The 26,999-nt window shown below is 60.6% G+C and carries 27 protein-coding genes and 2 pseudogenes; 10 read left to right on the forward strand and 19 right to left on the reverse strand.

What is annotated here, in order from left to right:
- Positions 1-68: 68 nt before the first annotated feature.
- From DK871_RS21815 to DK871_RS21825, 3 genes are all read right to left on the reverse strand, one after another.
- Positions 69-755: a GntR family transcriptional regulator gene (locus DK871_RS21815; RefSeq protein ID WP_161906591.1), complete on the reverse strand. Its 687-nt coding sequence runs from the start codon at positions 753-755 to the stop codon at positions 69-71.
- Between the two features lie 16 nt (positions 756-771).
- Positions 772-1,473 (reverse strand): FadR/GntR family transcriptional regulator, encoded by a 702-nt coding sequence (locus DK871_RS21820; RefSeq protein WP_161906592.1) that lies wholly within the window; start codon positions 1,471-1,473, stop codon positions 772-774.
- A gap of 156 nt (positions 1,474-1,629) precedes the next feature.
- The gene (locus DK871_RS21825; RefSeq protein WP_178116075.1) at positions 1,630-2,955 is read right to left on the reverse strand and encodes a C4-dicarboxylate transporter DctA; all 1,326 of its coding nucleotides are present in this window, start codon (positions 2,953-2,955) and stop codon (positions 1,630-1,632) included.
- A gap of 215 nt (positions 2,956-3,170) precedes the next feature.
- On the opposite strand from DK871_RS21825, the gene DK871_RS21830 reads away from it, so the two are divergent.
- A complete protein-coding gene (locus tag DK871_RS21830) occupies positions 3,171-3,800 on the forward strand; it encodes a DNA-3-methyladenine glycosylase I (protein WP_161906594.1) in 630 nt (209 codons plus the stop codon).
- A gap of 126 nt (positions 3,801-3,926) precedes the next feature.
- Here the strand turns inward: DK871_RS21830 and DK871_RS21835 are convergent, their stop codons facing one another.
- From DK871_RS21835 to DK871_RS21855, 5 genes are all read right to left on the reverse strand, one after another.
- A complete protein-coding gene (locus tag DK871_RS21835) occupies positions 3,927-4,328 on the reverse strand; it encodes a cupin domain-containing protein (protein WP_098951742.1) in 402 nt (133 codons plus the stop codon).
- Positions 4,329-4,412: 84 nt separating this feature from the next.
- Positions 4,413-5,846, reverse strand: a complete 1,434-nt coding sequence (locus DK871_RS21840; protein ID WP_161906595.1) for a PLP-dependent aminotransferase family protein — start codon at positions 5,844-5,846, stop codon at positions 4,413-4,415.
- 69 nt (positions 5,847-5,915) lie between these two features.
- Entirely contained in the window at positions 5,916-6,683 is a 768-nt protein-coding gene (locus DK871_RS21845) for an SDR family oxidoreductase (RefSeq protein WP_161906596.1), read from the reverse strand.
- Between the two features lie 21 nt (positions 6,684-6,704).
- Complete coding sequence (locus DK871_RS21850; RefSeq protein WP_161906597.1) at positions 6,705-7,772, reverse strand: phosphotransferase family protein; 1,068 nt, start codon at positions 7,770-7,772, stop codon at positions 6,705-6,707.
- Positions 7,773-7,901: 129 nt separating this feature from the next.
- On the reverse strand, positions 7,902-8,855 hold the full coding sequence (locus tag DK871_RS21855) for a 2-hydroxyacid dehydrogenase (protein ID WP_161906598.1): 954 nt from the start codon (positions 8,853-8,855) through the stop codon (positions 7,902-7,904).
- A gap of 268 nt (positions 8,856-9,123) precedes the next feature.
- On the opposite strand from DK871_RS21855, the gene DK871_RS28685 reads away from it, so the two are divergent.
- Both DK871_RS28685 and DK871_RS21860 read left to right on the forward strand, forming a co-directional pair.
- Complete coding sequence (locus DK871_RS28685) at positions 9,124-9,372, forward strand: hypothetical protein (RefSeq protein ID WP_178116074.1); 249 nt, start codon at positions 9,124-9,126, stop codon at positions 9,370-9,372.
- The gene (locus DK871_RS21860) at positions 9,369-9,701 is read left to right on the forward strand and encodes a hypothetical protein (protein WP_161906599.1); all 333 of its coding nucleotides are present in this window, start codon (positions 9,369-9,371) and stop codon (positions 9,699-9,701) included. Before DK871_RS28685 ends, DK871_RS21860 begins: the two co-directional genes overlap by 4 nt.
- A 12-nt stretch (positions 9,702-9,713) precedes the next feature.
- Here the strand turns inward: DK871_RS21860 and DK871_RS21865 are convergent, their stop codons facing one another.
- Positions 9,714-10,127, reverse strand: coding sequence for a hypothetical protein (locus DK871_RS21865; RefSeq protein WP_032897465.1), 414 nt, complete (start codon positions 10,125-10,127; stop codon positions 9,714-9,716).
- Between the two features lie 90 nt (positions 10,128-10,217).
- The gene (locus DK871_RS21870) at positions 10,218-10,718 is read right to left on the reverse strand and encodes a DUF4822 domain-containing protein (protein WP_161906600.1); all 501 of its coding nucleotides are present in this window, start codon (positions 10,716-10,718) and stop codon (positions 10,218-10,220) included.
- Positions 10,719-11,132: 414 nt separating this feature from the next.
- Between DK871_RS21870 and DK871_RS21875 the strand changes: the two genes are divergently transcribed.
- Positions 11,133-12,410, forward strand: coding sequence for a serine/threonine transporter (locus DK871_RS21875; protein WP_032892121.1), 1,278 nt, complete (start codon positions 11,133-11,135; stop codon positions 12,408-12,410).
- Between the two features lie 217 nt (positions 12,411-12,627).
- On the opposite strand, the gene acnB is transcribed toward DK871_RS21875, so the two are convergent.
- A complete protein-coding gene (acnB, locus tag DK871_RS21880; protein ID WP_003190828.1) occupies positions 12,628-15,237 on the reverse strand; it encodes a bifunctional aconitate hydratase 2/2-methylisocitrate dehydratase in 2,610 nt (869 codons plus the stop codon).
- 395 nt (positions 15,238-15,632) lie between these two features.
- On the opposite strand from acnB, the gene DK871_RS21885 reads away from it, so the two are divergent.
- Positions 15,633-16,103 (forward strand): DUF1289 domain-containing protein, encoded by a 471-nt coding sequence (locus DK871_RS21885; RefSeq protein ID WP_161906601.1) that lies wholly within the window; start codon positions 15,633-15,635, stop codon positions 16,101-16,103.
- A 127-nt stretch (positions 16,104-16,230) separates the two neighbouring features.
- Here DK871_RS21885 and DK871_RS21890 read toward each other — a convergent pair whose 3' ends face one another.
- The gene (locus DK871_RS21890) at positions 16,231-17,094 is read right to left on the reverse strand and encodes a universal stress protein (RefSeq protein WP_161906602.1); all 864 of its coding nucleotides are present in this window, start codon (positions 17,092-17,094) and stop codon (positions 16,231-16,233) included.
- 149 nt (positions 17,095-17,243) lie between these two features.
- Here DK871_RS21890 and DK871_RS21895 point away from each other — a divergent pair, with 149 nt between their 5' ends.
- Positions 17,244-17,846 carry a tRNA-(ms[2]io[6]A)-hydroxylase gene (locus tag DK871_RS21895; RefSeq protein ID WP_032892116.1) on the forward strand — a complete coding sequence of 201 codons (603 nt, stop codon included), beginning with the start codon at positions 17,244-17,246 and terminating at the stop codon, positions 17,844-17,846.
- On the opposite strand, the gene DK871_RS21900 is transcribed toward DK871_RS21895, so the two are convergent.
- On the reverse strand, positions 17,802-19,001 hold the full coding sequence (locus tag DK871_RS21900; RefSeq protein ID WP_161906603.1) for an MFS transporter: 1,200 nt from the start codon (positions 18,999-19,001) through the stop codon (positions 17,802-17,804). The two genes, DK871_RS21895 and DK871_RS21900, sit on opposite strands and share 45 nt — an antisense overlap.
- A 157-nt stretch (positions 19,002-19,158) precedes the next feature.
- Between DK871_RS21900 and DK871_RS21905 the strand changes: the two are divergent.
- Together DK871_RS21905 and DK871_RS29485 are read left to right on the forward strand one after the other, a co-directional pair.
- Positions 19,159-19,230, forward strand: a pseudogene (locus DK871_RS21905) (DNA-binding response regulator); the annotation flags it as partial.
- Between the two features lie 3 nt (positions 19,231-19,233).
- Positions 19,234-19,394: pseudogene (locus DK871_RS29485) on the forward strand (two-component sensor histidine kinase); the annotation flags it as partial.
- 96 nt (positions 19,395-19,490) lie between these two features.
- On the opposite strand, the gene DK871_RS21915 reads toward DK871_RS29485, so the two are convergent.
- The 3 genes from DK871_RS21915 to ampC form a co-directional block, all read right to left on the reverse strand.
- Entirely contained in the window at positions 19,491-20,009 is a 519-nt protein-coding gene (locus DK871_RS21915; RefSeq protein ID WP_161906611.1) for an AAA family ATPase, read from the reverse strand.
- Positions 20,006-20,569 (reverse strand): nicotinamide riboside transporter PnuC, encoded by a 564-nt coding sequence (pnuC, locus tag DK871_RS21920; RefSeq protein ID WP_003190841.1) that lies wholly within the window; start codon positions 20,567-20,569, stop codon positions 20,006-20,008. Before pnuC ends, DK871_RS21915 begins: the two co-directional genes overlap by 4 nt.
- Positions 20,570-20,683: 114 nt before the next feature.
- Positions 20,684-21,826, reverse strand: coding sequence for a class C beta-lactamase (gene ampC, locus DK871_RS21925; RefSeq protein ID WP_161906604.1), 1,143 nt, complete (start codon positions 21,824-21,826; stop codon positions 20,684-20,686).
- Between the two features lie 129 nt (positions 21,827-21,955).
- On the opposite strand from ampC, the gene DK871_RS21930 reads away from it, so the two are divergent.
- Complete coding sequence (locus DK871_RS21930) at positions 21,956-22,828, forward strand: LysR family transcriptional regulator (protein WP_161906605.1); 873 nt, start codon at positions 21,956-21,958, stop codon at positions 22,826-22,828.
- A gap of 95 nt (positions 22,829-22,923) precedes the next feature.
- Here the strand turns inward: DK871_RS21930 and yghX are convergent, their stop codons facing one another.
- Genes yghX through DK871_RS21945 form a run of 3 tightly spaced genes read right to left on the reverse strand, consistent with a single transcriptional unit; the run spans position 22,924 to position 25,294 of the window.
- A complete protein-coding gene (yghX, locus tag DK871_RS21935; protein WP_161906606.1) occupies positions 22,924-23,811 on the reverse strand; it encodes a YghX family hydrolase in 888 nt (295 codons plus the stop codon).
- Positions 23,812-23,855: 44 nt separating this feature from the next.
- Positions 23,856-24,350, reverse strand: coding sequence for a PaaI family thioesterase (locus DK871_RS21940; RefSeq protein ID WP_161906607.1), 495 nt, complete (start codon positions 24,348-24,350; stop codon positions 23,856-23,858).
- Between the two features lie 53 nt (positions 24,351-24,403).
- The gene (locus tag DK871_RS21945; protein ID WP_161906608.1) at positions 24,404-25,294 is read right to left on the reverse strand and encodes a DMT family transporter; all 891 of its coding nucleotides are present in this window, start codon (positions 25,292-25,294) and stop codon (positions 24,404-24,406) included.
- 86 nt (positions 25,295-25,380) lie between these two features.
- On the opposite strand from DK871_RS21945, the gene DK871_RS21950 reads away from it, so the two are divergent.
- A complete protein-coding gene (locus DK871_RS21950; protein ID WP_161906609.1) occupies positions 25,381-26,706 on the forward strand; it encodes a PLP-dependent aminotransferase family protein in 1,326 nt (441 codons plus the stop codon).
- The last annotated feature ends 293 nt before the right edge of the window (positions 26,707-26,999 follow it).

A 26,999-nucleotide genomic window follows, 5' to 3' on the forward strand; every position in this document is an offset into this window, starting at 1 on the left:
GAGCAAGCTCGCTCCTACAATGGCATTAAGGCAAGCCAGCCCACAGGTTGATCTTCATTCACTGGGGATCAGTGGTGTGTGAGTAGTCGGGTTTCCAGGTGATCCAGGTGCTGGGTCATCAGGGCGACAGCTGTGTGGGCGTCGCGCTGTTCCACGGCATCCACAATCGCCACATGCTCCTGCCACGCACAATACGTGCAGGCCTTTGCTTCAAATTGCGCAATGATCAACGACGTCAACGGCACCAGGCTGTTGAGAAACTGGGCCAACGGCGCGTTGCCTGCCATGTGCGCCAGTTGCAGATGAAACTCTCCCGAAAACCGGATCGCCGGCCCCCGCTGGTCACGCTCGATAGCGTCGCGCTCCTGTGCAATCAGCTCGCGCAGTTGGCGGATCTGCATCGCGGTGGCCTGGGCGCAGGCCAGTTGCACCACGGTGATTTCAGTGAGGCGCCGGGCTTCCAGGATCTGCCGTGTGTGCTGGGCATCCGGCGCGGCCACCTGGGCGCGCTGGTTGGGGCGCAGGATGACCACTTGCTGATGGGACAGCTTGGCGAGCACTCGGCGAATCACGCTGCGGCTCACGCCAAAGAGTTCGCCCAGGCCTTCTTCGGTGAAGCGGCTGGCGGGCGCAATGCGTTGCTCAAGGATGGCGTCGAACAAGCGCGGGTAGATATCGTCCACCGAGGGCTTTTTTTCGGGCGTCCAGCGTAGGGACGTGAGGGTGCAATTGCGTTGCAGGGCGTGAGCGTTCATGGCCGGTCTCCGAAAATCAACTGCCCAGATGGTCGTCCGGGATATTCAAGCGAATGCCCATGCGCAGGCCTTCCTGCAGGATGTGCCGGCGCATTTCGGCACTGGCCAGGGCGCTGTTCTTGTTGCGGATGGCGCGTACCACGGCTTCGTTTTCTTGCAGGCGTTCGGCCAGGTGTTCAGGGGAGTTGCGCAATACTTGGGCGCTTTGTTTGAGCGCGGTGCTGGTTTGCTGCACCACGTTCTGAAAGATCGGGTTGGAAGTCAGGGCGAACAGTTCTTCATGGAAGTCGATATAGGCGTTCATGCCGGCTTCGGCATCGCCGGCATCGAGGGCCTCGCGCATGTCCATCAAGGTCAGGCGCAGTTGGCCGATTTCCTTGCTGCTGATGGACTGGGCTACCAGGCCGACGATGAACGGTTCGAGGGTGTAGCGCAGTTGCAGGATGTCCTCGAGGCTGGCATCGGCCACGGTGTCGCTCGATTGCGGCTCGCTGACGCTGGTTTCCAGCACGATCACGCCTTTGCCCGGCATGGAACGCACCAGGCCGAGGGTCTCCAGCACGATCACCGCTTCACGCAGGCTCGGACGGCTGATGCCCAGCTGTTCGGCTAGTTCGCGTTGACCGGGCAGCATTTCACCGCGGCGCCACTGGCCTCGCGCCAAGGCGGCGCGCAGTTTTTCTACCACTGAATTGACGACGGTTGAGGTGCTGATCACGTCGTGCGCTCCTTGATAATGAATAAATCCCGCCATCTGTAGGAGCGAGCTTGCTCGCGAAGATCGTCAACGATAGCGCGGGCAGCCTGGATGCTCGCGGTGTCTTGAAGTTTTTCGCGAGCAAGCTCGCTCCTACAGGGGGCAGCGGTAACGTTGTTAGAACTCCTGATGCGCCGGCACCACCGGCTTCTTGGCCTGGAAGGCATAGCCTTGCTGGCCGTCGAGCACCTTGTTGGCACGCTGGATATCAATGTCTTTTTCCCAGCGCGCAATCGCCACGGTGGCCACGCAGTTGCCGATCAGGTTGGTCAGCGCCCGGCCGATGCCCATGAACCAGTCCACCGCCAGCACCAACACCAGGCCTACCACCGGAATCGCCGGGATCGCCGTGAGCGTTGCCGCCAGGATCACCAGCGCCGAGCCGGGAATGCCATGGGCGCCCTTGGAGGTGATCAACGATACCAGGAGGATGGTCAGCAAGTCGGTCATCGACAGCGGTGTGCCGGTGGCATTGGCGATAAACACGATGGCCAGGGTCAGGTAGATGGAGAAACCGTCGAGGTTGAACGAGTAGCCGGTGGGAATCACCAAGCCCACGGTGGAGCTGCCAATGCCCAGGTGTTCCAGCTTGCGCATGATCTGCGGCAACACCGCGTCGGATGAAGCGGTGCCCATCACGATCAGCAGCTCTTCGCGCAGGTACTTGAGCAGCGGCCACATGCGCAGGCCCGACAGGCGCATCACCAGCCCGAGAATGACCGCCACGAAGGCAAAGCAGGTCAGGTAGAAAAGCCCCACCAGGCTGCCCAGGTGTTGCAGCGAGTCCAGGCCGTAGGTGCTGGTGGTGAACGCGATGGCACCGAATACGCCAATCGGCGCCAGGCGCACGATCATGCCCATGATGCGGAAGATCACATGGCTCAATTCATTGATCAGCCGCGAGATGCCGCTGGCCGCTTCGCCCACCAGGTTCAAAGCGCTGCCGAACAGCACCGAGAACAGCAGCACTTGCAGCACGTTGTTGTCGGCAAACGCACCGATCACCGAGTTGGGGATCAACTCCATCAGGAACTGGCTGGTGCCGCGGATGTGCTGGCCCTTGTCGGCCAGTTCATTCAAACCGGCGGAAGAGAGTTGCTCCAGGTGAATATTGGCGCCGCTGCCGATGCCGGTGCTGAAGGCCATGATCAGGCCGAGCACCAGAGCGACGGTGGTCAGCATCTCAAAATAGATCACCGACTTGAGGCCGATGCGCCCGACCTTCTTCAAGTCGCCCGCGCCGGAAATACCGCTGACCACCACGCAGAACACGATCAGGCCAATCAGCATTTTGATCAGCTTGATGAAGCCGTCACCCAAGGGTTTGAGTTGCGAGGAGAATTCGGGAAGGGCCAGGCCGCAGGCGATGCCGAGCATCAGGCCAATCACGACTTGCAGGAAAATCGAACGCGAGCACCATCTGAGCATGGGAGGGATCTCTATTCGGTGCCCTGGTGGTTCCAGGGCTTAATTGTTGTGGTCTTACCGGTAAGTCCAGTGCGGGGCCAGTCTACGCTCGGTTTTTTTCAAATCACAAGCAAATATTTGGCGGTTGGCAGGTCCCGGTCTGACCAGTTGGTCGGTAAGTGCGACGCTTGAGCGGTTGGCGGGGATTAATTTTTTTTGCGTATCATCGCCTTCGGCATACGAGGTGATGGATGGACCAACCAGGGCTGACAACCGACGAAGCAGGGCGCATCTATTGCGCCTGGCGCGCTGCAGCGCCTGCGTACCTGCATTACCACGACCACGAGTGGGGCGTGCCGGTGGCGGATGACATCGCGCTGTACGAGAAGATCTGCCTGGAGGGGGTTCAGGCGGGGATGGCATGGATCACCATCCTGCGCAAGCGCGAAAACTTTCGCCAGGCCTTCGAGGGTTTTGATTTTCGCCGGGTGGCGCAATACGGCGAGGCGGACGTCGAGCGGTTGATGAGCGACCCGGGCATTGTGCGCAATCGCGCGAAGATCGTCTCGGCCATCAACAATGCACGCCGGGCCTGTGAACTGGTGGAGGAGACCGGCTCGCTGGCGCGCTGGCTGTGGGCGTTCGAACCCGGCGCGCAAGAACGGCCGGCAGTGGTGGACATGGCTTACTGGACGGCCAATCCAACGTCACCCGCTTCGGTACGGTTATCGAAAGCCTTGAAGAAGCGCGGATGGACCTTTGTCGGCCCGACCACGATGTATGCGTTGATGCAGGCGATGGGGATGGTCAATGACCACTTGGAGGGTTGCGAGTGCCGGCCGCGCATTGAACACCAGCGCAACCTGTTCAAACGTCCCTGACGAAGCACGGTTAAAACTGTGGGAGCTGGCTTGCCTGCGATAGCGGTGTATCAGCCAGCTCATCTTTTACTGACCCACCGCTATCGCAGGCAAGCCAGCTCCCACAGGGATTTATGGTGTGGCGGGTTACTGTGCAAGCGGGGTAAGCACCTCAGCCTTGTCATCCAGCACCATCACCACCAGCAGCTTGGCCGGTTGGGTCTGGCTGGCATTGCTCGACTCGAAATGCCGCGAGCCGGCCGGCTCGTAGAACGATTGCCCGGCTTTGTAGGTGATCGCCTTTTCATCATTGACCCGCGAGGTAATCTGGCCTTCGAGCACATACGCCACGGCGGTGCCGGTGTGGCTGTGGGGCACGGTGGCTTGGCCGGGGGCGTAGTCCACGGTGAGCATGATGGTTTTCTTGCCCGGCACGTTAGTCAAGGCGTGTTCTTGCAGCACCTTGAGCGTTTCCTGGTTGTAGACCGGGTCGTGGGCAAACGCACTGAGGGAGGCGAGCATCAGTGTGGCAGCGAATAAGCGTTTCATGATGAGGGTTCCATCCGGTGAAAGACCGCTTCACCCTACGCCGCCAGGGGCTTGCCACCAATGACCAATGCGCCGGAAAACCGCCTAGCCAATCTGCAGGAGAATATCGCGGACCTTGTCCAGCGCCGGGTCAATGTCCAGGGTCTCGATGGCACCGAACCCCAGAATCAGCCCCGAGCGCACCGGCAGATCGTGAAAGAACACGTCCAGGGGATACAACCCCACCTCGACCTCACGCGCCCGTTCCATCAGTAAGGGAATATTGACCGGCACCTTGCACAGCGCCGCCAGGTGAAAACCCGCCACCGTGGGCACGGCCTCGAACCACGGTGACAGATCGCCCGTCAGACGCTGCAATATGCGTTCGCGACGCCCCGCATAGAGGCTGTGACAGCGACGAATATGCTTGAGCAGGTAACCTTCGCTGATGAATTTGGCCAGTGCCCACTGCGGCAAGGTAGCGCTGTGCTGGTCGGTCAATTTCTTGGCCTTGAGCACCGCACCGTGGATGGCCGGCGGCAGCACCGCATAGCCCAGGCGTAACTCCGGCGACAGGGTTTTGGAGAAGGTGCCGACGTAGGTCACCACGCCTCGGGTATCCATGCTTTGCAGGGAGTCGGTGGGGCGGCCTTCGTAGCGGAATTCGCTGTCGTAATCGTCTTCGATGATGATCGCGCCGAGCGCAATGGCGCGGTCCAGCAGGGCCTCGCGCCGCGCCTGGCTCATGGGCATGCCGAGGGGGAATTGGTGGGACGGCGTCACATAGATCAGGCGGGTGCCATCCGGGATCTGGTCGACCTGCAGGCCCTCTTTGTCGACGGCCACACTGGCAACATTGGCGCCCATCGCGACGAACAATTGGCGTGCGGGGCTGTAGCCTGGGTCTTCCATCGCGACCAGGCTGCCGGGCTCAAGCACCACGCGGGCGATCAGGTCCAGCGCCTGCTGTGCCCCGTTGGTGACCACGATATCGCGGGCCCCGCATTTGACCCCGCGAGAAAACGCGATATGCCCGGCGATGGCTTCGCGCAGGGCGGGCACGCCTTCTGGCTGGCTGTAAAAACCACTGTTCTGGGCGATGCGACGCAATGCATCCTGGGTGCAACGCCGCCATTCGTCCTGGGGGAAGTGGTGGCGTGTCGTCGCGCCGCCGATAAATTCGTAGCGCAGGATGTCTTCACGGACGGGGTGGCCCATGGGTGAGGGCAGTGCCGCCCACTTGCCCAGGTTGGCGGCACACGCCAGGTCGGTGGCGGTTTGCACGCGATCGGGCTGTGGCGCCCACGCATTGACGAAGGTGCCGCGACCGATCTTGCCAATCAGCAGGCCTTCGTAGGTCAAGGTGGCGTAGGTGTCCGACACGGTCTTGCGCGAGATGCCCAGTTGTTCGGCGAGCAGTCGGCTGGGGGGCAGTTGCGCGCCCGCCGACAGTCGCCCGGTGGCGATGGCTTGGCGCAGTTGCTGATAAAGCTGGGCAGCCAGGTCCTTGCGGCCGCTGATGACGAGGTGCAGTTCCATGTTTCATCCTGGGACAGATCGATCTGCGCCAAGGTTACGCGCAAATCGATCTGAAAAAACCCAGTTGCGTCAGGACAAGAAACCACCGTCCACATTCAGCGAAACGCCGGTGGTATAGCTCGACGCGTCACTGGCCAGGTACAGCACCGCGCCGGCCATTTCGCTGGGGGCGGCGACGCGCTTGAGCGGGATTTGCGCCAGGGCCATGTTCAGAATCGAATCGTTCTTGACCAGCGCCGAGGCGAACTTGGTATCGGTCAGGCCCGGCAGCAGGGCATTGCAACGGATGCCAAAGGCCGCACATTCCTTGGCAAACACCTTGGTCATGTTGATCACAGCGGCCTTGGTCACCGAGTAGATGCCCTGGAACACGCCCGGCGAGATGCCGTTGATCGAGGCCACGTTGATGATGCTGCCGCCGCCGTTCTCGCGCATCAGCTTGCCGGCTTCCACCGACATGAAGAAGTAGCCACGGATATTCACATCAACGGTCTTCTGGAACGCGCCCAGGTCGGTGTCCAGTACGTTGCAGAACTGCGGGTTGGTGGCGGCGTTGTTGACCAAGATATCCAGACGGCCGAACTGTTCGCGAATGCCGGCGAATACCTGGGTGATCTGCTCCATTTCACCAATGTGGCAGGCAATGGCCGTGGCTTTGCCGCCCTCGGCGATGATCGCATCGGCCACGTGCTGGCAACCGTCCAGCTTGCGGCTGGAGACAATCACATGGGCGCCTTGCTGGGCCAGCAATTTGGCGATGGCCTCACCGATGCCACGGCTGGCGCCGGAAACAAACGCAATCTTGCCGTCGAGGTCGAACAGGTTGGTCTTGGACATGAGGGTTCCTTGTAGTTGCACTCAGAGCGCTGATTTGCCGATGACGTTCAGGCTCATCTGCTCCAGCAGTTTGTTCATGTGGATGAACTGCGCGAAGCGTTTGTCCTGGGTCTGGCCGTGGAAGAAGCGGTAGTAGATCTGTTGCACAATCCCAGCCAGGCGGAACAGGCCGTAGGTGTAATAGAAATCGAAATTGTCGATCTGGATGCCAGAGCGCTCGGCGTAGTAGTCGACAAACTGGCGGCGGGTGAGCATGCCGGGGGCGTTGCTCGGCTGGCGGCGCATCAGTTGCACTGGGGCCGGGTCTGCGGCCTCGATCCAGTAGGCGAGGGTGTTGCCCAGGTCCATCAGCGGGTCGCCCAGGGTGGTGAGCTCCCAGTCCAGCACGCCGATGATCTGCATCGGGTTGTGCGGGTCGAGGATCACGTTGTCGAAGCGGTAATCGTTGTGCACGATGCTGGAGGTGGGGTGATCGGCTGGCATCTTGTCGTTGAGCCAGGCGCGTACCGCCTCCCACTTTGGTGCATCGGGCGTCAGGGCTTTTTCATAGCGCTCGCTCCAGCCGCGAATCTGCCGCGCCACGTAGCCTTCGGGCTTGCCCAGGTCGGCCAGGCCGCAGGCGGTGTAGTCGACCTGGTGCAGCTCGACGAATTTGTCGATAAAGCTTTTGCACAAGGCTTCGATGCGGGTGGCGTCCAGGCCCAGTTCAGCCGGCAGGTCGGAGCGCAGGATGATGCCGTTGACGCGCTCCATCACATAGAACTCGGCGCCGATCACCGATTCATCGGTGCAGTGCACATAGGCTTTGGGGCAGTACGGGAAGCCATCTTTGAGCTGGTTGAGAATGCGGTATTCGCGGCCCATGTCGTGGGCAGACTTGGCCTTGTGGCCAAACGGCGGGCGACGCAGCACAAATTCCTGGCCGGGGTATTCCAGCAGGTAGGTCAGGTTCGACGCACCGCCCGGAAACTGGCTGATGGTGGGCGTGCCATCCAAGCCCGGGATATGGGCCTTGAGGTAGGGATCGATCAGGTTGGCATCAAGTTCTTCGCCTGGGCGAATCTGGGTCGATTGGTCGTTCAGCGCCATGCTTATCCCTTCTGCTTATTCTAAAGGCCTTGGACTATTACCTAATCTAATGCGCACAGCCGCCCAGCGACAAGGTCGGGGCGGCTTAATAGGTTAGCGTGTTGAAGCGTGATCAGCGTGCCTGATCGGTCATTTTGCAGGCGCTGGCAAGGCCACCGGTGTGAGCACGGGGCGGCCGGCAAAGTATTCCACCAGGTTGTCGGCGACGCGCTGCACCGTGTCATGGGCTGCTTCCGGGGACAGCCCGGCCACGTGGGACGTCAGCACGGTATTGCTCAGGCGCTTGAGGGCATCGGGTACTGCCGGCTCATCGTCAAACACGTCCAGCGCGGCGCCGCCGATGCGTCGCTGTTCCAGCGCGGCGACCAAGTCGGCGGTCGCCACCACGCTGCCGCGGCCAATGTTGACCAGAAAACCGTGCGGCCCCAGGGCGTCCAGGGCGTGGCGGTCGATCAGGTGGCGAGTGCTGGCACCGCCGGGCGTAGCCAGCACCAGGAAATCCGAGGTACGCGCCAGCTCGACAGGCGTCGCACAGTAGGTGTAATCCACGTCATCGCGGGGTTGGCGGTTGTGATAACTCACCTCCATGCCGAACCCCAGGGCGGCGCGCTGGGCAATCTCCATCCCCACCGCCCCCAGCCCGACAATCCCCAGGTGTTTACCGCTCAGGGAAGGGCGCATCACCTTCGGCCATTCGCCGCGCCGCACCGCCGCATCTGTCTGGGGAATGCCACGCACCAGCGCCAGCAACAACGCCATGGCATGATCGGCCACCGAAGGGGCATTCACGCCAGCACCGTTGGTGACCACAATCCCACGGTTGCTCGCCGCCTGCAGGTCCACATGCTCGTAGCCGGCACCGATTACGCAAATGATCTTCAGCAGGGGCAGCGCGGCGATTTCCTCGGCGTAAAGCCCCAGCGGGCCACGGGTCAGTACGGCCTGGATCTGCCCACCGTGGGTCTTGATCGCCTGGGCGCGTTCAGCGGGCGTCGGCGCCAGGATCACATGAAAGTCACTGCTTTCGATGATTTGCAGGTATTCGTTGATGGTTTCAACCAGGACCAGAACAGTGGTGGGCATCGCAAGGCTCTTCCTGAAGGGTTTGAGAGCATGAGTATGCGGGATTTGTAAGACAGAGCGTTTTATTGAGATGGAAAAATTTCCTCGCCCGTAAGGCCCGTCTGATTTTACAGACCGTCCATCCGCGCCCGCTTTTTTGCGCAAGACTTCAATGACTTTCCCACCAGCAGAGACGACATGGATACCTGTTCCTGCCACACCCGAAGAGATCGAATGGACACCGTATGGTTACAAACACTGCCCCTCAGCCCAGGTTCCCTGGAGAACAGTGATCGCCAGTACGCTGATTGGTCCCGCCAAGTACAGGCCAGGTATCGCTATTGAAAAGCTTGAAAGGGAGGCTTATAAAAACGGAACGCCCACTACCAATGGAAAACCTTGGAAAGTGATGGAGTTCTCCCGTTGCATTGGGGCCAGCCATGGCAAACTCAGCCGCTGGGTGCGGATAGAGCTCAGCGCTGGTGCTATTCATGGTCACCCGATTTCTGAACAGGAATTCAGGAGGTTAACAAATTGATCTCGCTTAACTTTACCGGTGGCACAGTCACCCATGACGATCTGTCGCACCTGCAGGATATTGCAGTGGCCAAGCAGGTCGATCTGTTAAAGGAAGATATGCTCCAGGTGGAGTTCGCCGAGGGATTGTTACTGGATGTGGGTTGGTACCCAGAATTTGATGCGGCGGGTGGTTTTCGGATAAACGTCATCAAGAATTATGACTGGGACCTCCCACTTATGGCGCTGACGGCCCACGAAACCTCTGAATTGTTAGAAAAACTGGCTATTGCGCAGAACGCCATACAAAGCGAGCTGCGCAAGCCAAACCTGGGCACCTCGGCCACTTAGCGAGTTTGCCAGCTACTGCGCAGTCCCCGTTTGCCGTGCCTGGGCTCGCTCTCTTTGTGCGATCGGCATGAAATCGTAGGTCGGGAAGAATTCTGTCTTGTAGACACCCCACGCCGTGTTCTCGATGGCCAGGTTGACTTGTGCCAGGCGCGACGCCGGTAAACGCAGCACGATGACTTGCCCGATGCCCATGGTGATATTCCAGCTGACGACTTCGACACCTTCCGGCGGGAAGACTTTGTGAAATTCCTGCTTGGCCAGCTGGGCTTTCAATTCGCTCAGGGGTCGTGATTGGTCGTGTTTAAGAAACACGGTCAACATGACGGTGTTATCGGGTGTGGCGGCGATGCTTTTGGTGGGCAGTGTCGTGCTGGCCTGTAGCGTAGTTGCGCTGGGTAACAGCACCGCTGCCAGCAGTGCAGGCATTAATAGCGATTTAAATGAATCATATGGCTTTATCATGAAGTGCCTCGTTTGTTGTTGGTTTTTATGGCTGGATATAAAGAAGGTGTTCAACTAGTTTGACATTTGAGTCTTTATCGGCCCTGTGTAAGGGGCATGTACAACGTAAATTCTAACGGGAGGGTTGGTCGCTACCATGTCGCGAGGGACTTCGCGAGAATACGTGAACTCGGTGCTGTCCAGTTTTTCCAGCCTTCTGACGATGGTGCGGTGCGGGCCAAGGTCAGGCACCAGGATGTGGGTCTGTTTGTCGCCAGTGACCAGGAAATAGCCGCCCCCGCCGTCGGGGTGTTTCGAGCGCCCCGTATCGGTGTAGAAGAACTCATAACGATTGCGCTGCGGGTCCCACATCGATATACCCACCACGCCGGGGTACTGGGCCTTGACGTCGTTTTCTGGCTCACCCTCTATATAGACTTTGGTGGTCAGCCATTGGGGCGAGGAGGCCAGGGCACGTATATCCGCCTCGGGTTCAACAGGCTTGGCGTAAGTGGCAGGCGCGCCTAATAAGCCTGCAAAGAGCAGGCCGGTAACTGCAAGGGTGAGTCTTCGCATTGTCTAACTCCTTGAACGTTGACTAAGTGTTGTTATCGTCTTTTCGGTCGGTGCGCGAAGATATTAGTTTGTGAGTTTGTGCGCGCTCAATAGCTATGTATGGTTCTGTAACAGTTGAGGCGTTGTATGAGTAATAATATGATTTTGAAGGAGGTTACTTCTGAACTTGTTGTCGGACTCTTCTTGTATGTTGAGTGCGTTAAAGGGAAAGAGCTATTTTTTGTACGACTCCTCAATCATCCAAATCCTCCCCTCAGGGCGGCCTCTGAACGGCTGCACCGCCTAACCATTGCTCAGCTAAGTCTTTGCTTCTCCAAGAGAATCCCGGACAATCCGGCCCTTGTTTCGGCCAGGGCGCTGCCTGTCAGGTTTTTCTGACTCGTCCTGGCCGTGTGAATGCGGAGATCCGACCGGATGAATGATCAGGCCAATAGCGTCGACGAACGCTATGCAACGACACCTGCAACGCTCACAAGCTGGAGCCGCCAGGACACTACCTGGATGCTCGGGCTATTCGGTACCGCCATTGGCGCCGGTACGTTGTTCCTGCCTATCAACGCGGGCCTGGGGGGCTTCTGGCCGCTGGTGATCCTGGCGTTGCTGGCTTTCCCGATGACGTTCTTTGCCCACCGTGGGCTGACCCGTTTCGTGCTGTCCGGCCGTGAAGGTTCCGATATCACCGACGTAGTTGAAGAGCATTTCGGTATCAAGGCCGGTGCATTGATCACCTTGCTGTACTTCTTTGCGATCTTCCCGATCCTGCTGATCTACAGCGTGGCGCTGACCAATACCGTCAGCAGCTTCATGGAGCACCAGCTGCATATCCTCCCGCCGCCTCGGGCGATCTTGGCGTTTGTGTTGATCCTGGGTCTGCTGGCCGTGGTGCGCTGCGGTGAGCAAGTGATCGTCAAGGCCATGAGCCTGATGGTGTATCCGTTTATCGTCGCCTTGCTGTTCCTGGCGGTGTACCTGGTGCCGCATTGGAATGGCGGCATTCTCAGCACTGCCAGTGAGGTCCCGGCACCGTCGGCATTGCTCAACACGCTGTGGCTGGCGATTCCGGTGATGGTGTTCTCGTTCAACCATTCACCGATCATCTCGGCCTTCGCGGTGGACCAGAAGCGCCAGTACGGCGCACACGCCGAGGAGCGCAGTTCGCAGATCCTGTCCCGCGCGCACTTGCTGATGGTGGCGATGGTGCTGTTCTTCGTGTTCAGTTGCGTGCTGACCCTGTCGCCCGCGCAGTTGGCGGAAGCGAAAGCGCAGAACCTGTCGATCCTGTCGTATCTGGCTAACCACTTCGATAACCCGACGATTGCCTTTGCCGCACCGTTGATTGCGTTCGTGGCGATTGCCAAGTCGTTCCTGGGCCACTACATCGGCGCCAGCGAGGGCCTCAAGGGCCTGGTGGTCAAGACTGGCCGCCGTCCGGCACCCAAGACCCTGGACCGCATGACCGCAGCCTTCATGCTGGTGGTGTGCTGGATCGTCGCCACGCTCAACCCGAGCATCCTTGGCATGATCGAGACTCTGGGCGGGCCGGTGATTGCGTCGATTCTGTTCCTGATGCCGATGTACGCCATCCGCAAGGTGCCGGCCATGGCCAAGTACCGTGGGCAGGCGTCGAATGTGTTTGTGACTGCAGTCGGCTTGGTTGCCATTACGGCGTTGGTGTATTCGTTGGTTGCTTGAGCCCTGATGCGGTCTATCTGACTGCACGGCTCTAAAAGTGTGGGAGCTGGCTTGCCTGCGATAGCGTTGTATCAGTCACTAGATAGGTGATTGAACTGACGCCATCGCAGGCAAGCCAGCTCCCACATTTTTTTGTGTTAGCAGTGAAGGTTAATTCCAGGCATAAAAAAACGCCGCGTACCTTGCGATACGCGGCGCCTTTCACATCAACACACCGTTAAGCTTGAATCACCGGGATGTTGGCGCTTGCTGCGATCTTGCGGAACTCAGCGATCTGGTCGAAGTTCAGGTAGCGGTAGACGTCACTGGCCATGGTGTCCAGTTTCGCCGCGTAGCCCATGTACTCTTCGACGGTCGGCAGGCGACCCAGGGTAGAGGCCACGGCCGCCAGCTCTGCCGACGCCAGGTAGACGTTGGCACCATCGCCCAGGCGGTTCGGGAAGTTACGGGTCGAGGTCGACACCACGGTGGAGTTCGGCTCTACGCGTGCCTGGTTACCCATGCACAGCGAGCAGCCAGGCATTTCCATGCGTGCGCCAGCCTTGCCGTAGATGCCGTAGTAGCCTTCTTCGGTCAGTTGGTGAGCGTCCATCTTGGTCGGCGGCGACAGCCACAGACGGGTTGGCAGCTGGCCCTTGACCTGCTCCAGCAGCTTGCCGGCAGCGCGGAAGTGACCGATGTTGGTCATGCACGAACCGATGAACACTTCGTCGATCTTCTCGCCAGCGACGCTGGACAGCAGACGGGCGTCGTCCGGGTCGTTTGGCGCGCAGAGGATCGGCTCGTTGATTTCGGACAGGTCGATCTCGATGATTTCGGCGTATTCGGCGTCGGCATCGGCTTCCATCAGTTCCGGGTTGGCAACCCAGGCTTCCATCGCTTGGGCGCGACGTTCCAGGGTGCGTGCATCGCCGTAGCCTTCGCCGATCATCCAGCGCAGCAGGGTGATGTTGGAGTTCAGGTACTCGGTGACGGACTCTTTGGACAGCTTGATGGTGCAACCGGCAGCCGAACGTTCAGCCGAGGCGTCGGACAGCTCGAAAGCCTGTTCCAGCGTCAGGTCATTCAGGCCTTCGATTTCCAGGATGCGGCCAGAGAAGGCGTTCTTCTTGCCTTTCTTCTCTACGGTCAGCAGGCCAGCCTGGATCGCGTAGTAAGGAATGGCATGAACCAGGTCACGCAGGGTGATGCCAGGTTTCATCTTGCCTTTGAAGCGCACCAGGATCGATTCCGGCATGTCCAGCGGCATGACGCCGGTGGCGGCGGCAAACGCGACCAGGCCAGAACCGGCCGGGAACGAGATGCCCATCGGGAAACGGGTGTGGGAGTCACCACCGGTACCGACGGTGTCCGGCAGCAGCATGCGGTTCAGCCAGCTGTGGATGATGCCGTCGCCTGGACGCAGCGATACACCGCCACGGGTCATGATGAAGTCAGGCAGGGTGTGGTGGGTGGTCACGTCGATCGGCTTCGGGTAAGCCGCGGTGTGACAGAAGGACTGCATCACCAGGTCGGTCGAGAAGCCCAGGCACGCCAGGTCTTTGAGTTCGTCACGGGTCATTGGGCCGGTGGTGTCCTGGGACCCCACGGTGGTCATCTTCGGCTCGCAGTAGGTGCCAGGACGAACGCCTTTGCCTTCTGGCAGGCCACAAGCCTTGCCGACCATTTTCTGTGCCAGGGTGAAGCCTTTGCCAGTGTCGACAGGCGCTTCAGGCAGCTTGAACAGGTCGGTAGGGCCCAGGCCCAGTTCGGCGCGGGCCTTGTCGGTCAGGCCGCGACCGATGATCAGCGGGATACGGCCGCCGGCGCGGACTTCGTCCAACAGCACCGGAGTCTTCATCTCAAAGGTGGTCAGGACTTCGTCGGTGCCGTGCTTGCAGACTTTGCCAGCATGCGGGTACAGGTCGATCACGTCGCCCATGTTCATGTTGGTGACGTCGAATTCGATTGGCAGTGCGCCAGCATCTTCCATGGTGTTGTAGAAGATCGGAGCGATCTTGCTGCCGAAGCAGAAACCGCCGGCACGCTTGTTCGGCACGTAAGGCACGTCGTCGCCGAAGAACCACAGCACCGAGTTGGTCGCCGATTTACGCGACGAACCGGTACCGACCACGTCGCCCACGTAGGCAATCGGGAAGCCTTGGCCGCGCATCTCTTCGATCTGCTTCATCGGGCCGGTCTTGCCTTGCTCGTCCGGCACGATGCCTTCACGGGCCATTTTCAGCATGGCCAGGGCGTGCAGCGGGATGTCAGGACGGGACCAGGCGTCAGGCGCAGGCGACAGGTCGTCAGTGTTGGTTTCGCCGGTGACCTTGAAGACGCGCAGGCTGATCTTGTCGGCCAGGGTAGGGCGGTTGCGGAACCACTCGCCGTCAGCCCAGGACTGGATCACGCCTTTGGCGTGTTCGTTGCCGTTGCGGGCTTTTTCGGCGACGTCGTGGAACGCATCGAACATCAGCAGGGTGTGCTTGAGCTGGGCGGCCGCGACGGGCGCCAGTTCGGCGTCGTCCAGCAGCTCGACCAACGTCACGATGTTGTAGCCGCCTTGCATGGTGCCGAGCAGTTCAACAGCGCGTTTCTTGTCGATCAGGGGGGAAGTGGCTTCGCCCTTGGCCAGGGCAGACAGGAAACCGGCCTTGACGTAAGCGGCTTCGTCAACGCCTGGTGGAATGCGGTTGGTGATCAGGTCAACGAGGAATTCTTCTTCGCCAGCCGGAGGATTTTTCAGCAGCTCGACCAGGCCTGCGGTTTGTTCGGCGTTAAGCGGCTGGGGAACGATACCCAGTGCTGCACGCTCTTCGATATGTTTGCGGTAGGCTTCAAGCACAGTTATTACCCTCATCAGTGGTCCCACGGGACGCTCATCCAGAAATGAACGGCACGCATGCGCTCGGGGGCTTTTTGGGCCGCAAAGCCAGCGCTGCCGGCATTCCTTACAGAAGCTGCTTTCAAAGTTTTACGCCTGCAGAACGGAGCTGATGAGGGTTGGCGCGGGCTCTGACCTAGCGGGTCGAACCTGCGCCAACACCGTTCTGAAGGAACGACTGTGCTCGTGACGCTTTGAAAACAGCTTCCAGCGGATTATTGGCGCCTTACAAGGCCGGGTGATTCTACGGCAAAAAAAATCTAAAGGTAAGTTGCCTGCTCAAGTTTGCTGGGTGATCAACCTTAGACAAAGGGCTAACATGGCGCACTGTTTCGCTGATTTGCGTGTTGCTGCCCATGCCCAACCAAACCATCAAGACTCCCTGCGTCGGCCTGTGTTCCACGGTCTACGGCGATCTCGTGTGCCGTGGATGCAAGCGTTTCCACCATGAAGTGATCCAGTGGAACGGCTATAACGAAGAAGAAAAACGCGCGGTCTGGCTCAGGCTTGAGCAATTGCTGGTGCAGGTCATGGCCGGCAAAGTGGAGGTTTTCGACCCCAAGACCCTGCGCGGGCAGTTGGAGCAACGCAAGATTCGCTTTGTGCCACACCAGTCCGAGTATTGCTGGGCCTACCAGTTGATCGCCCGTGGAGCCCGGGTGATCAATAACCTGGAGGCCTATGGCATGGTGCTGTTGCCGGAGTTTCGCGACTGGGCGCTGCCGGAATTGCGCGATGCTATTGATCGCGAGTTTTTTATTTTGTCCGAGGCGCATTACCAGCGCTATATCGCCCCGGCCTTTTTGAAAGATTCGCTGGGTAACTGACTGACGAGGTCAATGTAGGAGCGAGCTTGCTCGCGAAAAACTTAAAGGCGCCGCGTTTATTCAGGAAGCGCGCGTTATCGTTGGCGTTTTTCGCGAGCAAGCTCGCTCCTACAGTTGATCTTCAGTGTCAGGGCTTGGTCGCCAGCTCTTGCAGGTGATCCATGAGCGTCTGCGGTTTGAGCACCAGCACATCGTTTTCCAATGAATCCAGCACTACCTCCGCCGTATTGCCGATCAACGCGCCGGAAATCCCCGTGCGTGCCACCGTGCCGATGATGGTCACCGCCGCCTGGAGCTTATGGGCCATATGCGGGATCAGCACATCGGCCGGGCCTTCCTTGATATGCAGGTGACTGTCGTCTACGTCGAACTCAGCCTGGAATGCCTTGCACTGCTCGCGATAGCGCGCCTCGATGGTTTCCTTGAGTTGAAAGGTCGGGTCGGCCGCCGACAGCATGGGCGACGGGTGGGCACTGATGACATGCAATTTGGCTTTGGCCAGGCTGGCGATATCAAAGCCATGGTCGATGATCGAATGGTGTAGCGAGCGGTGTTCGCCGTCTGTGTTGCCCACGTCGATGGCCGCCAGGATCACGCCGCCCGCCCAGGGGGTAGCGGTCTTGACCAGCAACACTGGTGTTGGGCAATAGCGCAGCAACTTCCAGTCCGCCGGGGTCAGCAGGGCTTTTTTCAGCGGGCTGTCGGGGAAGTGCTGCTTGATCACCAGGCCGCAGCCTTCGGCTTGCTGCACATCAATGATGGTTTCATGCAGGCTGTCGTTCCACGCTTGCTCGGTGGTGACGCTGTAGCCGTCTTCCGTCAAGCCTTGCTTGAGCAGGCTCAGCAGCGCCGAATGTTCGTGTTTCTTGTCACAGACCAGCAAGTGCAGGTGCGCGCCGGTCACCCCGGCAATCAGCTTGGCACGCTTGAGGGCCAAGCTTTCCGAATGCTCGGGCTCGATGACCACCAGGATGCTGCGGATGGCTTGCATGGTCGGGATCTCCAAAAAGGGCGGGCGTTGGATAACTATAGTTGCTGGCTGGCAGCCGCCATGTTGATACACATCAAGGCCGGTGGCTGGTGGTCTGCGGCGGGGTCGGTATAATCGGCGCCCTTTTGTATCCTATGCCCGTGAGCCCGATGAACCTGCCCGAAATCCATGAATTCCTCGGCTGCCGCACCCCCGATGCCTGGGTGCAGGCCGCATTGGCCGATCAGGAAACCCTGCTGATCGACCACAAGAACTGCGAATTCAAAGCCGCCAGCACCGCCTTGAGCCTGATGGCCAAGTACTACGGCCACGTTGACCTGATCAACATGATGTCGCGCCTGGCCCGCGAAGAGCTGGTGCACCACGAGCAGGTCATGCGCCTGATGAAAAAACGCAAGGTCGAACTGCGTCAACTGCACGCCGGCCGTTATGCCTCGGGCTTGCGCAAGGTGGTGCGCAGCCATGAGCCGGTTAAGCTGGTGGACACCCTGGTGGTAGGCGCCTTTATCGAAGCGCGTAGTTGCGAGCGTTTCGAAGCACTCGTGCCGCATTTGGACGAAGAACTCGGCAAGTTCTACTTCGGCTTGCTCAAGAGCGAGGCGCGGCACTTCCAGGGTTACCTGAAGCTGGCCTACCAGTACGGCGACGCCAAGGACATTGCCCAGGTGATCGAGCGGGTGCGGGCCACCGAGCAGGACCTGATCGAGTCACCCGACGTCGAATTCCGCTTTCACAGTGGCGTGCCAGCCTGAGGCCACGGCCACACCGATCAAGGCGGTGATCCCCGCCAGCAGCAGGATCACCGTGGGCGTGCCCAAGGGCGCTGCCAGCACGGCAATCAGCAAGCCCGCCAGGGGCTGGGCCAGGTTGTTGAGCAAGGTCATCACGCCGACTGTCTTGCCGAAGTCCTGCACCGGGATCACCCTTTGGCGGGTGCTGCGAAGATACACGTTGAACATCTTGTCGAAGCCGCTCACCAGCAGGAAGCCCACCGCGTAGGCCCACACGCTGGGGCTGAGCGCGGTGATCAGCGCGCCGACGCTGATCATCGAATACGACAGCCCGCCCAGCACCTTCAGCTTAAGTGATGAACGCGCCAGGTAGAACAGGATAGCAATGGTGACCAACGCCCCGGCGGCTTGCAGCAGGGCATAGGCGTTTTTGCCCGCTGCGAAGTGGCCGGTGACCATGGCGGCCGAGGTGGCCAGCGTCACGCCGACTATCAGGTTCACGCCGACCGCCAGGACGATGATGCGCTTCAACTCCACCCGGCTGAAGATGTGGCCGAAGGCGGTGCGCAATGGTTGCAGCCAGATACCCGGGTGCTGTTGGTGTATTTCCAGGTTCACCGTGGTGTTGCGCTGCCAGATCAGCATCGCCAGGTCCGCCAGCACAAACAGCACGGCCACCCCCAGCACCACCCAAGGCCACGCCCAGACTTCCAGCACCAGCGCCGCCACCAACGGGCCGAGCACCAGCCCGCTCTGGTCGGCGATTTGCGAATAGGACAAGGTCTTGGCGTAGGTGTACTGCCCGAAGATATGCGGCATCACCACTTCCCGCGCCATGATGCCCTGGGTGGTCAACACGCCGCACAACGCGGACAGCATCACCAGCCAATGGATGCCGTCGAACAGCCCATAACACGCCATCGCTACCACACACGCCAAGGCCCGATACACCTGGCTGATATGCAGGATACGCACCGGTGAAAACCTGTCGCACAACGCCCCGCACACCGGGAACGCCAGGTAACGCGGCAGCGACTCGGCAAAGAACGCCAACCCCGCCCACGACACGCTTTGAGTGGTCTGGAACACGATCAGGGGCACGATAAACAGCAAAATCTGGTCGGCCAACCGTGACAGGAACAGCGAAATGAAGAACGCCAGGTAATCCTTGCGCATGGAACTCCCTGTCAATGGCGTTAAAAACTGCAGGCTATTTGTTAAAAACTCTTAACAGCATGAAGCTTCGTCGCTGGGTGCTGGCCAGCGGCTTCTGTCGGCCAGCTTGCCACCTATAATGGCCCTTTTTCAATCCGCGCATCCACACCGGGAATTTATGGAAAACCTGGGGCTGGGCAAGGTCCTGCTCGTTGAGGACGATGAAAAGCTGGCAGGGCTGGTCTCGCATTAACCGCATTACGGCTTGCGGCTCAAACTGGTGCAACGCGACACCAACAGTTGAGCGAACACGAACACAAATTCCTGGCGGCTGGCCAGGTGGTGGTGCGCGAAGACTTCATGAAATTTCTTGCGCCTATCGACGACGGCCCGCAACTGCTCGAAATCAAAATCCTGTAGGAGCGAGCTTGCTCGCGAAAAACGTCAACGATAACGCGTGTTTTCTGGATAAACGCGGCGCCTGTGAGTTTTTCGCGAGCAAGCTCGCTCCTACAGCAACTGGGTTACCGCGGCAAACGCCGCCTGGCGCCGTTGTTCCCAGCTCCCGCGAATCACCACCAGTGGCTGTTGGTGCTGCTGCATCCACTCCAGGCTGGCCTGGAAAAACGCCCGGCGATCCGCCAGTTCCGGCTGGCAGCGCTGGCCGTCTGCGCTCCATTCCACGTCCTCGGGGGAGAGCAGCAGGTGCAGGTCGTAATGCCGCGCCAGCAGTTCGTCATCCAGCCAGCCGGGGTAGTCGCCGAACAGGGTCTGGCTCCAGAGCCTGTTGGTCAGCAGGTGGGTGTCGAGGATCAGCAGCGCGGGGCGTTTGGCGCGGGCGGCATCCTCCCAGGCCAACTGGCCTTGGGCAATGGCCGGGATATCCGCCAGGGTGGTGTCGCGCTGATGCTGATCGATGAAGTAGCGCACATATTCCCCCACCATCAACCCGCCGAAGTGCGCGTGCAACTGCGCCGCCAGCCAGCTCTTGCCGCTGGATTCGGGGCCTGCCAATACCACCACCTTCATGCGCGCAACGCCGGGTCGGCGCGCCACTCGCGCCAGCCTTGCACGGCAATCACGGTAAACAGTGCGTAGAGCGCGGCGGTGAGGTAGAGGCCTTTGTAAAGGAACAGGCCGACGAAGATCACATCCACCACGATCCACAAGGCCCAGCACTGCACACGTTTTTGCGCCATCCACATTTGCGCCACCAGGCTGAAGCCGGTGAGCGCGGCGTCGAGCCAAGGCTGGGCGGCGTCGGTCCAGTGGGCCATGGCGGCGCCCAGCAGCAGACTGCCGACGGCACCCACAGCCAGGCTGGCCATGATCGCCGGCACGCCCAGGCTTGTGACTTGGCGGCCCTGCTTGACCTCGCCAGCGCGGGTCCACTGCCACCAGCCATACACCTGCAAGGCCGCATAGACCACTTGCAGGAGCATGTCGGAGTAGAGCTTGACCTCAAAGAACACCCAGGTGTAGAGCAGCACCATCACCAAGCCGATGGGCCAGCACCAGGGGTTTTGTTTGACCGTCAGCCAGACGGCGATTACCCCCAGGGCGGCGGCAAACAGTTCAAGCCCGGACATGGCGGATCCTTGGGGGAGTGGGAGAGGGCGGTGATTGTACCTAGAGGCCGGCGATCTTCAAACGTGCACCGCCGACGCTAAGGCCAGCCCCGCCCATCGGGGGTATCGCCGGCTTCAGTTATCCATCGCATTCAAGATCGCATACGCCACTTTCACCCGCTCGGCATTCGGGTAGTTCTTGTTGGCGAGGATCACCACACCCATGTCCTTGCTTGGCACAAACGCCACATAGGCGCCAAAGCCGCCGGTGGAGCCGGTTTTGTTGTAGAGCACGTTGGCAGGCTGCGCCTGGGCGGGTTTGAGCCAGTTAACCTTGTGCGGCTGCATCGCCATCGGTGTGGAGTTGCCCTCAAGCAACGCTTGCAGCGCGATGGGGTAGGGGTAGCGTTCCCAGCCCAGGCCCTGGGTCATGCCGTTGACGGTGTAGTAGCCGGCGTGAGTGGTGGCAATGGCCTGCTGCACCGGTTGCTCCAGGGTTTGCGGGTGCATGTTCGCGATCACGTAGCGGGCCAGGTCCTGGCTGCTGCTCTTGATACCGTAGGCTTCGAAGTCCAGGGCACCGGGGTTGACGCGTACTGGTTTCTGCTGGCTGTCATAGCCCTGGGCGTATTGGCCGGCCTTGTCGGCGGGAACGCGCGTATAGGTGTTGGTCAAGCCCAGCTTGGGCAGCAGGGTTTTTTCCATGGCGACGGTGAACGGCTGGCCCAGGCTTTTTGCTGTCACGTAACCGAACAGGCCAATGCTGGGGTTGGAATACAGGCGTTGTTCCCCCGGCGCATAAGTGGGTTTCCAATGCTGGAAATAATCCATCATGGTGGTGGCGCTGTCGGCGGCCTCCGGAAATTGCAGCGTCAGGCCGCCGGGGGTATAGGTCGCCAACTGCAGCAGGCTGATGCGATCGAACGCGCTGCCAGCCAGCACGGGCAGGTGTTGGCTGGTCATGTCCGACAGCTTGAGCTTGCCGATCGCCTGGGCATATCCGCCGAGGGTGGCGTTGAAGGTTTTGCTCACTGAGCCGATTTCGAACAGGGTGTTTTCGGTGACAGGTGCCTGAGTGTCCTTGGCGGCGACGCCGTAATTAAAGTATTGCACCTTGCCGTCTTGGACGACCGCGACCGTCAGGCCGGCGATGCCTTGCTGTTTCATCAGAGGGGTGACGTGGCTGTCCACGACCTGGCGCATATCGGTGGCGGCCATGCAGCTGCCGGCCCCAAGCAACAAGGCTGAGATCGCATATTTTTTCAGGGTGTGTTTCATGCTTCGCTTCCATGTAAGTAAGGCAGTGACGATCGGAGCCTGCGCAGGCGTGGCAAATGTAGGTGGATTTCCGGGAGCGGGCAAACGATGATATCTCGCACTAGCCATTAGAAAAATTTGGGCCAAGCCATGTTGCGTTCCCATCTGCCGCTCAATGCCTTGCGCGCCTTCGAAGCGTCGGCGCGTCATTTGAGCCTTACCCGTGCGGCCATCGAGTTATGCGTGACCCAAGCGGCGGTCAGTCATCAGGTCAAAAGCCTCGAAGCGCAACTCAACGTCACGCTGTTCAAGCGCCTGCCACGGGGCTTGATGCTCACCAGCGAAGGCGAGTCCCTGTTGCCCGTGCTGCGTGACGCCTTCGACCGTATTGCCCTGACCTTGGATCAGTTTGAAGGCGGGCATTACCGTGAAGTATTGACGGTGGGGGCGGTCGGTACCTTTGCGGTGGGCTGGTTGTTGCCGCGCCTGGCGGATTTTCATAGCCGCTACCCGTTGATCGACTTGCGCTTGTCCACCCACAACAACCGTGTGGATGTCGCCGCCGAGGGCCTGGATTATGCCATCCGCTTTGGCGCCGGCGCCTGGCACGGCACCGATGCCTGCCCTTTGCTTGAGGCACCGTTGACGGTGTTGTGCGTGCCGCAGATTGCCGAACAACTGCGCAGCCCGGCTGACGTGTTGAAGCACACCTTGCTGCGTTCCTACCGTGCCGATGAGTGGAACCTGTGGTTCCAGGCTGCCGGCTTGCCCGGTGACACCCGGGTGCCGCGCAGCGTGGTGTTCGACTCCTCGCTGGCGATGATGGAGGCCGCGCTGCAAGGGGCTGGCGTAGCACTGGCGCCGGCCCTGATGTTCTCGCGGCAATTGGAGAGCGATGTGATCCGCCAGCCGTTCGAGGTGGGGATCACGACGGGCAGCTATTGGCTGACGCGCTTGCAGTCGCGGGCTGAGACGTCAGCGATGGTGGCGTTCAAAGGTTGGTTGCAGGCATGCAATTGTTAATGTAGGAGCGTGCTTGCTCGCGAAAAACTCCCAGGCGCCGCGTCTCTTCAGGAAGCCCGCGTTATCGTTGTCGTTTCTCGCGAGCAAGCTCGCTCCTACGCCAGGTATTGGCGGAACCATCCCAGGGTACGTTCCCAGGCAAGGTTCGCCGCTGCCTCGTCATAGCGCGGCGTCGAGTCATTATGGAAACCGTGGTTGGCGCCCTTGTAGATGAACGCCTCGTACGTCGTACCTGCGGCCTTCAATGCCTGCTCATACGCCGGCCAGCCTTCATTGATGCGCGTATCCAGTTCACCGAAATGCAACATGATCGGCGCCTTGATGCGCGGCACGTCCTTGGCGTCGGGTTGGCGCCCGTAGAACGACACTGCCGCGCCCAGTTCCGGGTAGGCCACCGCCGCTGCATTGGTCACGCCACCGCCGTAACAGAACCCGGTGATGCCGACCTTGCCCGTGCTGCTGTCGTGGTGCATCAGCCATTCGATGGCGGCGAAGAAGTCGTTCATCAGCTTGGTCGGGTCGACCGTTTGTTGCAGCGCCACGCCTTTTTCATCATTGCCAGGGTAGCCGCCCACCGAGGTCAGGCCGTCCGGAGCCAGGGCGATAAAGCCGGCCTTTGCCAGGCGTCGGGCGACGTCTTCGATATAGGGGTTCAGGCCGCGGTTTTCATGCACCACCACCACGGCGGGCAGCTTGCCTGCGGCCTTGGCTGGGCGCACCAGGTAGCCGCGCACGGTGCCGTTGCCTTTGGGCGAGGGGTAGGTGATGTAGTCGGCGACGATGTCCGGGTCGGTGAACTTCACCTGTTCGGCCAGGGCGTAATTGGGGCTCAGCGCCGCGAGCAATGCCGAAGCGGTAAGGCCACCGAGGGTGAACAGCGCGGCGCGGTCGAGAAATTCGCGGCGGTTGATCTTGCCGTGGGCGTAGCCGTCGTAGAGTTCCAGCAGTTCGGGAGCAAAGTCTTTCGCGGTCAGACGAGTCATCGGTGCAGTCCTCGATTAGCGGTTGCCGTCACTGTAGACCAGGATCAAACCGCGCGACCATGGGCGGCAGCGGCCAGTTGCCCGGTATCAACGCGCACGAATACCGAGTCGCCGACGGCGGTGAGCACGCTGCCTGCATACACTTCGCAGACCACACGGCTTTTGCGGCCGACTTCGCCTTCGACCCGAGCGCGCAGGACCAGTGGCACACCCATGGGCGTGGGCTTGATGAATTTGATCCCCAGGTTGCCGGTGACGCAATCGATGCGCGGCAGGCTGCCAGGTTCTCGCTGTTCGGCGCGGTAGTGGTAGGCCATGGCGGTCCAGTTGGAGTGGCAGTCCACCAGCATGGCGATCAGGCCGCCGTAGACCAGGTCCGGCCAGCCGCTGTATTTGGCCTCGGGTTGGTGCTCGGCAATGACGTGCACGCCGTCGTCATCCCAGCGGCTCTTGATGTGCAGGCCATGGGGGTTGTTGCTGCCGCAGCCGTAGCAGATGCCTTCCGGCGCCGTGGTGTCCTGGAGAGAAGCGCTGTGCATGCAGAGTCCTTATTGTTTTTTTAAGGCGACGCTTCTATTTAGCAGGCCAGGGGTTAGCGAGCAAACTTCTTCGCCCCGGCCACGCACGCAATCACCGCCACCGTCACCAGCACCATGCCCAGGCTGACCTGTTCATGCAGCAAACCGGCTGCCAGCGCCAGGCCGAAGAAGGGTTGCAGCAACTGCAACTGGCCGACCGCGGCAATGCCGCCCTGGGCCAGGCCGCGGTACCAGAACACAAAACCGATCAACATGCTGAACAACGCCACGTAGCCCAGGCTCAACCACGCCGGCAGGCTGATACCGCTGAGGGTGGCAGGCGCCAGCAGCAGGCTAAAGGGCGCCACCACCGGCAACGATATCACCAGCGCCCAGCAGATCACCTGCCAGCCACCCAGGCTGCGCGACAGCTTGGCGCCTTCGGCATACCCCAGGCCGCACACCAGCACCGCCAACAGCATCAGCACATCGCCAGCGGGTGCGGCGCTCAAGCCTTGGGCAACGGCGTAACCCATCACCAACAGGCTGCCCAGGATCGAAAACAACCAAAACACCGGCCGCGGCCGCTCACCGCCGCGCAGCACGCCAAACACCGCCGTGGCCAGCGGCAGCAGGCCGATAAAGACGATGGAGTGGGCCGAGGTCACGTACTGCAAAGCCAGGGCCGTCAGCAATGGAAAGCCGATCACCACGCCAAGCGCGACGATGACCAGCGGTACCCATTGCTGGCGCGTGGGGCGTTTTTCCTTGAATAACCCCAGCAGGCACAACCCCAGTAGCGCAGCGAGGGTGGCGCGGATCATGGTCAGGAACACCGGGTCGAATTCCATCACTGCCAGGCGCGTGGCTGGCAGCGAGCCGCTGAAAATCACCACGCCGATAAAGCCGTTGATCCAACCCTGAGTGCTGTTGTCCAGAGTGCCTAGGGGAGAAGTGCGTTCCATGGGAGCGTCCTGAAAAGGCAGTTGCGTGCTAGGCATCCTAGGATTGAAGATTAAGACAATCAAAAAATTGTCATGGATACATCCTTATGCCCCGTGCTCGCTACAAGTCGCTGGTCGATACCTTCGCCGAGGCCATCCGCAGCGGCCAATGGCTGCCTGGTACACGGCTGCCCACCCATCGGCAATTGGCGGCCGAGCATGGCCTGGCGCTGGTCACCGCCAGCCGGGTGTACAGCGAGTTGGAAGCCATGGGCCTGGTCAGTGGCGAGACCGGCCGTGGCACTTTCGTGCGTGAGATTGCCTTACCGCCGGGGCAGGGCAGTGGGCAGATGACGGTTGCGGCGGGTTTGCTGGACCTGAATTTCAACTACCCGTCCTTGCCCGGTCAGGCCGAGCTGCTGCGCACGGCGTTGCGCCAACTCGCCCTGTCCGGCGACTTGGAGGCGCTGCTGCGTTACCAGCCCCATGCCGGGCGTGAGCACGAGCGCGCCGCCGTGGCCCGGCACTTGTTGAACCGAGGGCTGACGGTGCAAGCCGAGCAGGTGCTGGTGGTCAGCGGCGCCCAGCATGGCCTGGCGGTGAGCATGATGACCTTACTCAAGCCTGGGGATGTGGTGGCGGTGGATGCGCTGACCTATTCGGGTTTCAAGGTGCTGGCCGAAACCCTGCACCTGGAACTCGTCGCCATCCCGGTCACCGCCAGCGGCCCGGACCTGGACCACCTGCACAGCCTGTGTCGCCAGCGCCCGGTGCGAGCGGTGTACAGCATGCCGACCCTGCACAACCCGCTGGGCTGGGTAATGAGCCTGGCGCAGCGCGAGGGCTTGGTGGCAATCGCCCGGCAGCACAACTTGATGATCATCGAGGATGGTGCCTATGCGTTTCTCGCCGAAGAAGCACCGCCACCCTTGGCGACTCTTGCACCGGAGCGCACGGTGTATATCGGCGGGCTGTCCAAGAGTGTTGCCACTGGGTTGCGCGTGGGCTTTATCGCTGCGCCTATGGCTTGGGTTAACGGCCTGGAACGCACGATCATGGCCACCACCTGGAACGTGCCAGGGGTGATGAGTGCGATTGCGGTGGGCTGGCTCGAAGACGGCACGGTGGCGCAACTGGAGGCGCAAAAGCGCGCCGATGCCCAGGCTCGCCAGGCGTTGGCGGCACAGGTGCTGACCGGTGTGAAGACCATCAGCCACCCGTCCTCCTACTTTCTGTGGCTGCCGTTGGCGGAAGACGCCCGCGCCGATCGGGTCGCCATGACCTTGCAGCGTGCAGGCATCTCTGTTTCAACCGCCGAACCGTTCGCGGTCTCGGCCCAGGTGCCCCACGCGCTGCGCCTGGCCCTGGGCTCGGTGCCGATGGCGGCGTTGCGTGAGGCGCTGGTGAAGGTGCGCGAGGTGGTGGTGTGGTGAGTCAAGACCCAGCGACAGGGCTTGATTTGAAATAGGGGCAAAATGTGGGAGCTGGCTTGCCTGCGAAGACGGCCTCACAGTCGACACCGTAATACCGAGTACATATCCATTTCTGCGGTAACGGCCACTTAGGGTTCCGCCCAATGGCGGCTCACTTTGCAAAAGCCGGGATGCCGGCCCAGGCCAAAGTACATTCGACATCGCTGTCGATTGAACGGCCGCCATCGCAGGCAAGCCAGCTCTTATCAAACAAAAAATAACTCATTGTTTTTGCTCTTAAAAATCACGCCGCT

It is taken from the genome of Pseudomonas sp. L13 (assembly GCF_009935965.1).
In the GTDB taxonomy this organism is placed as follows: Bacteria; Pseudomonadota; Gammaproteobacteria; order Pseudomonadales; family Pseudomonadaceae; genus Aquipseudomonas; species Aquipseudomonas lactis.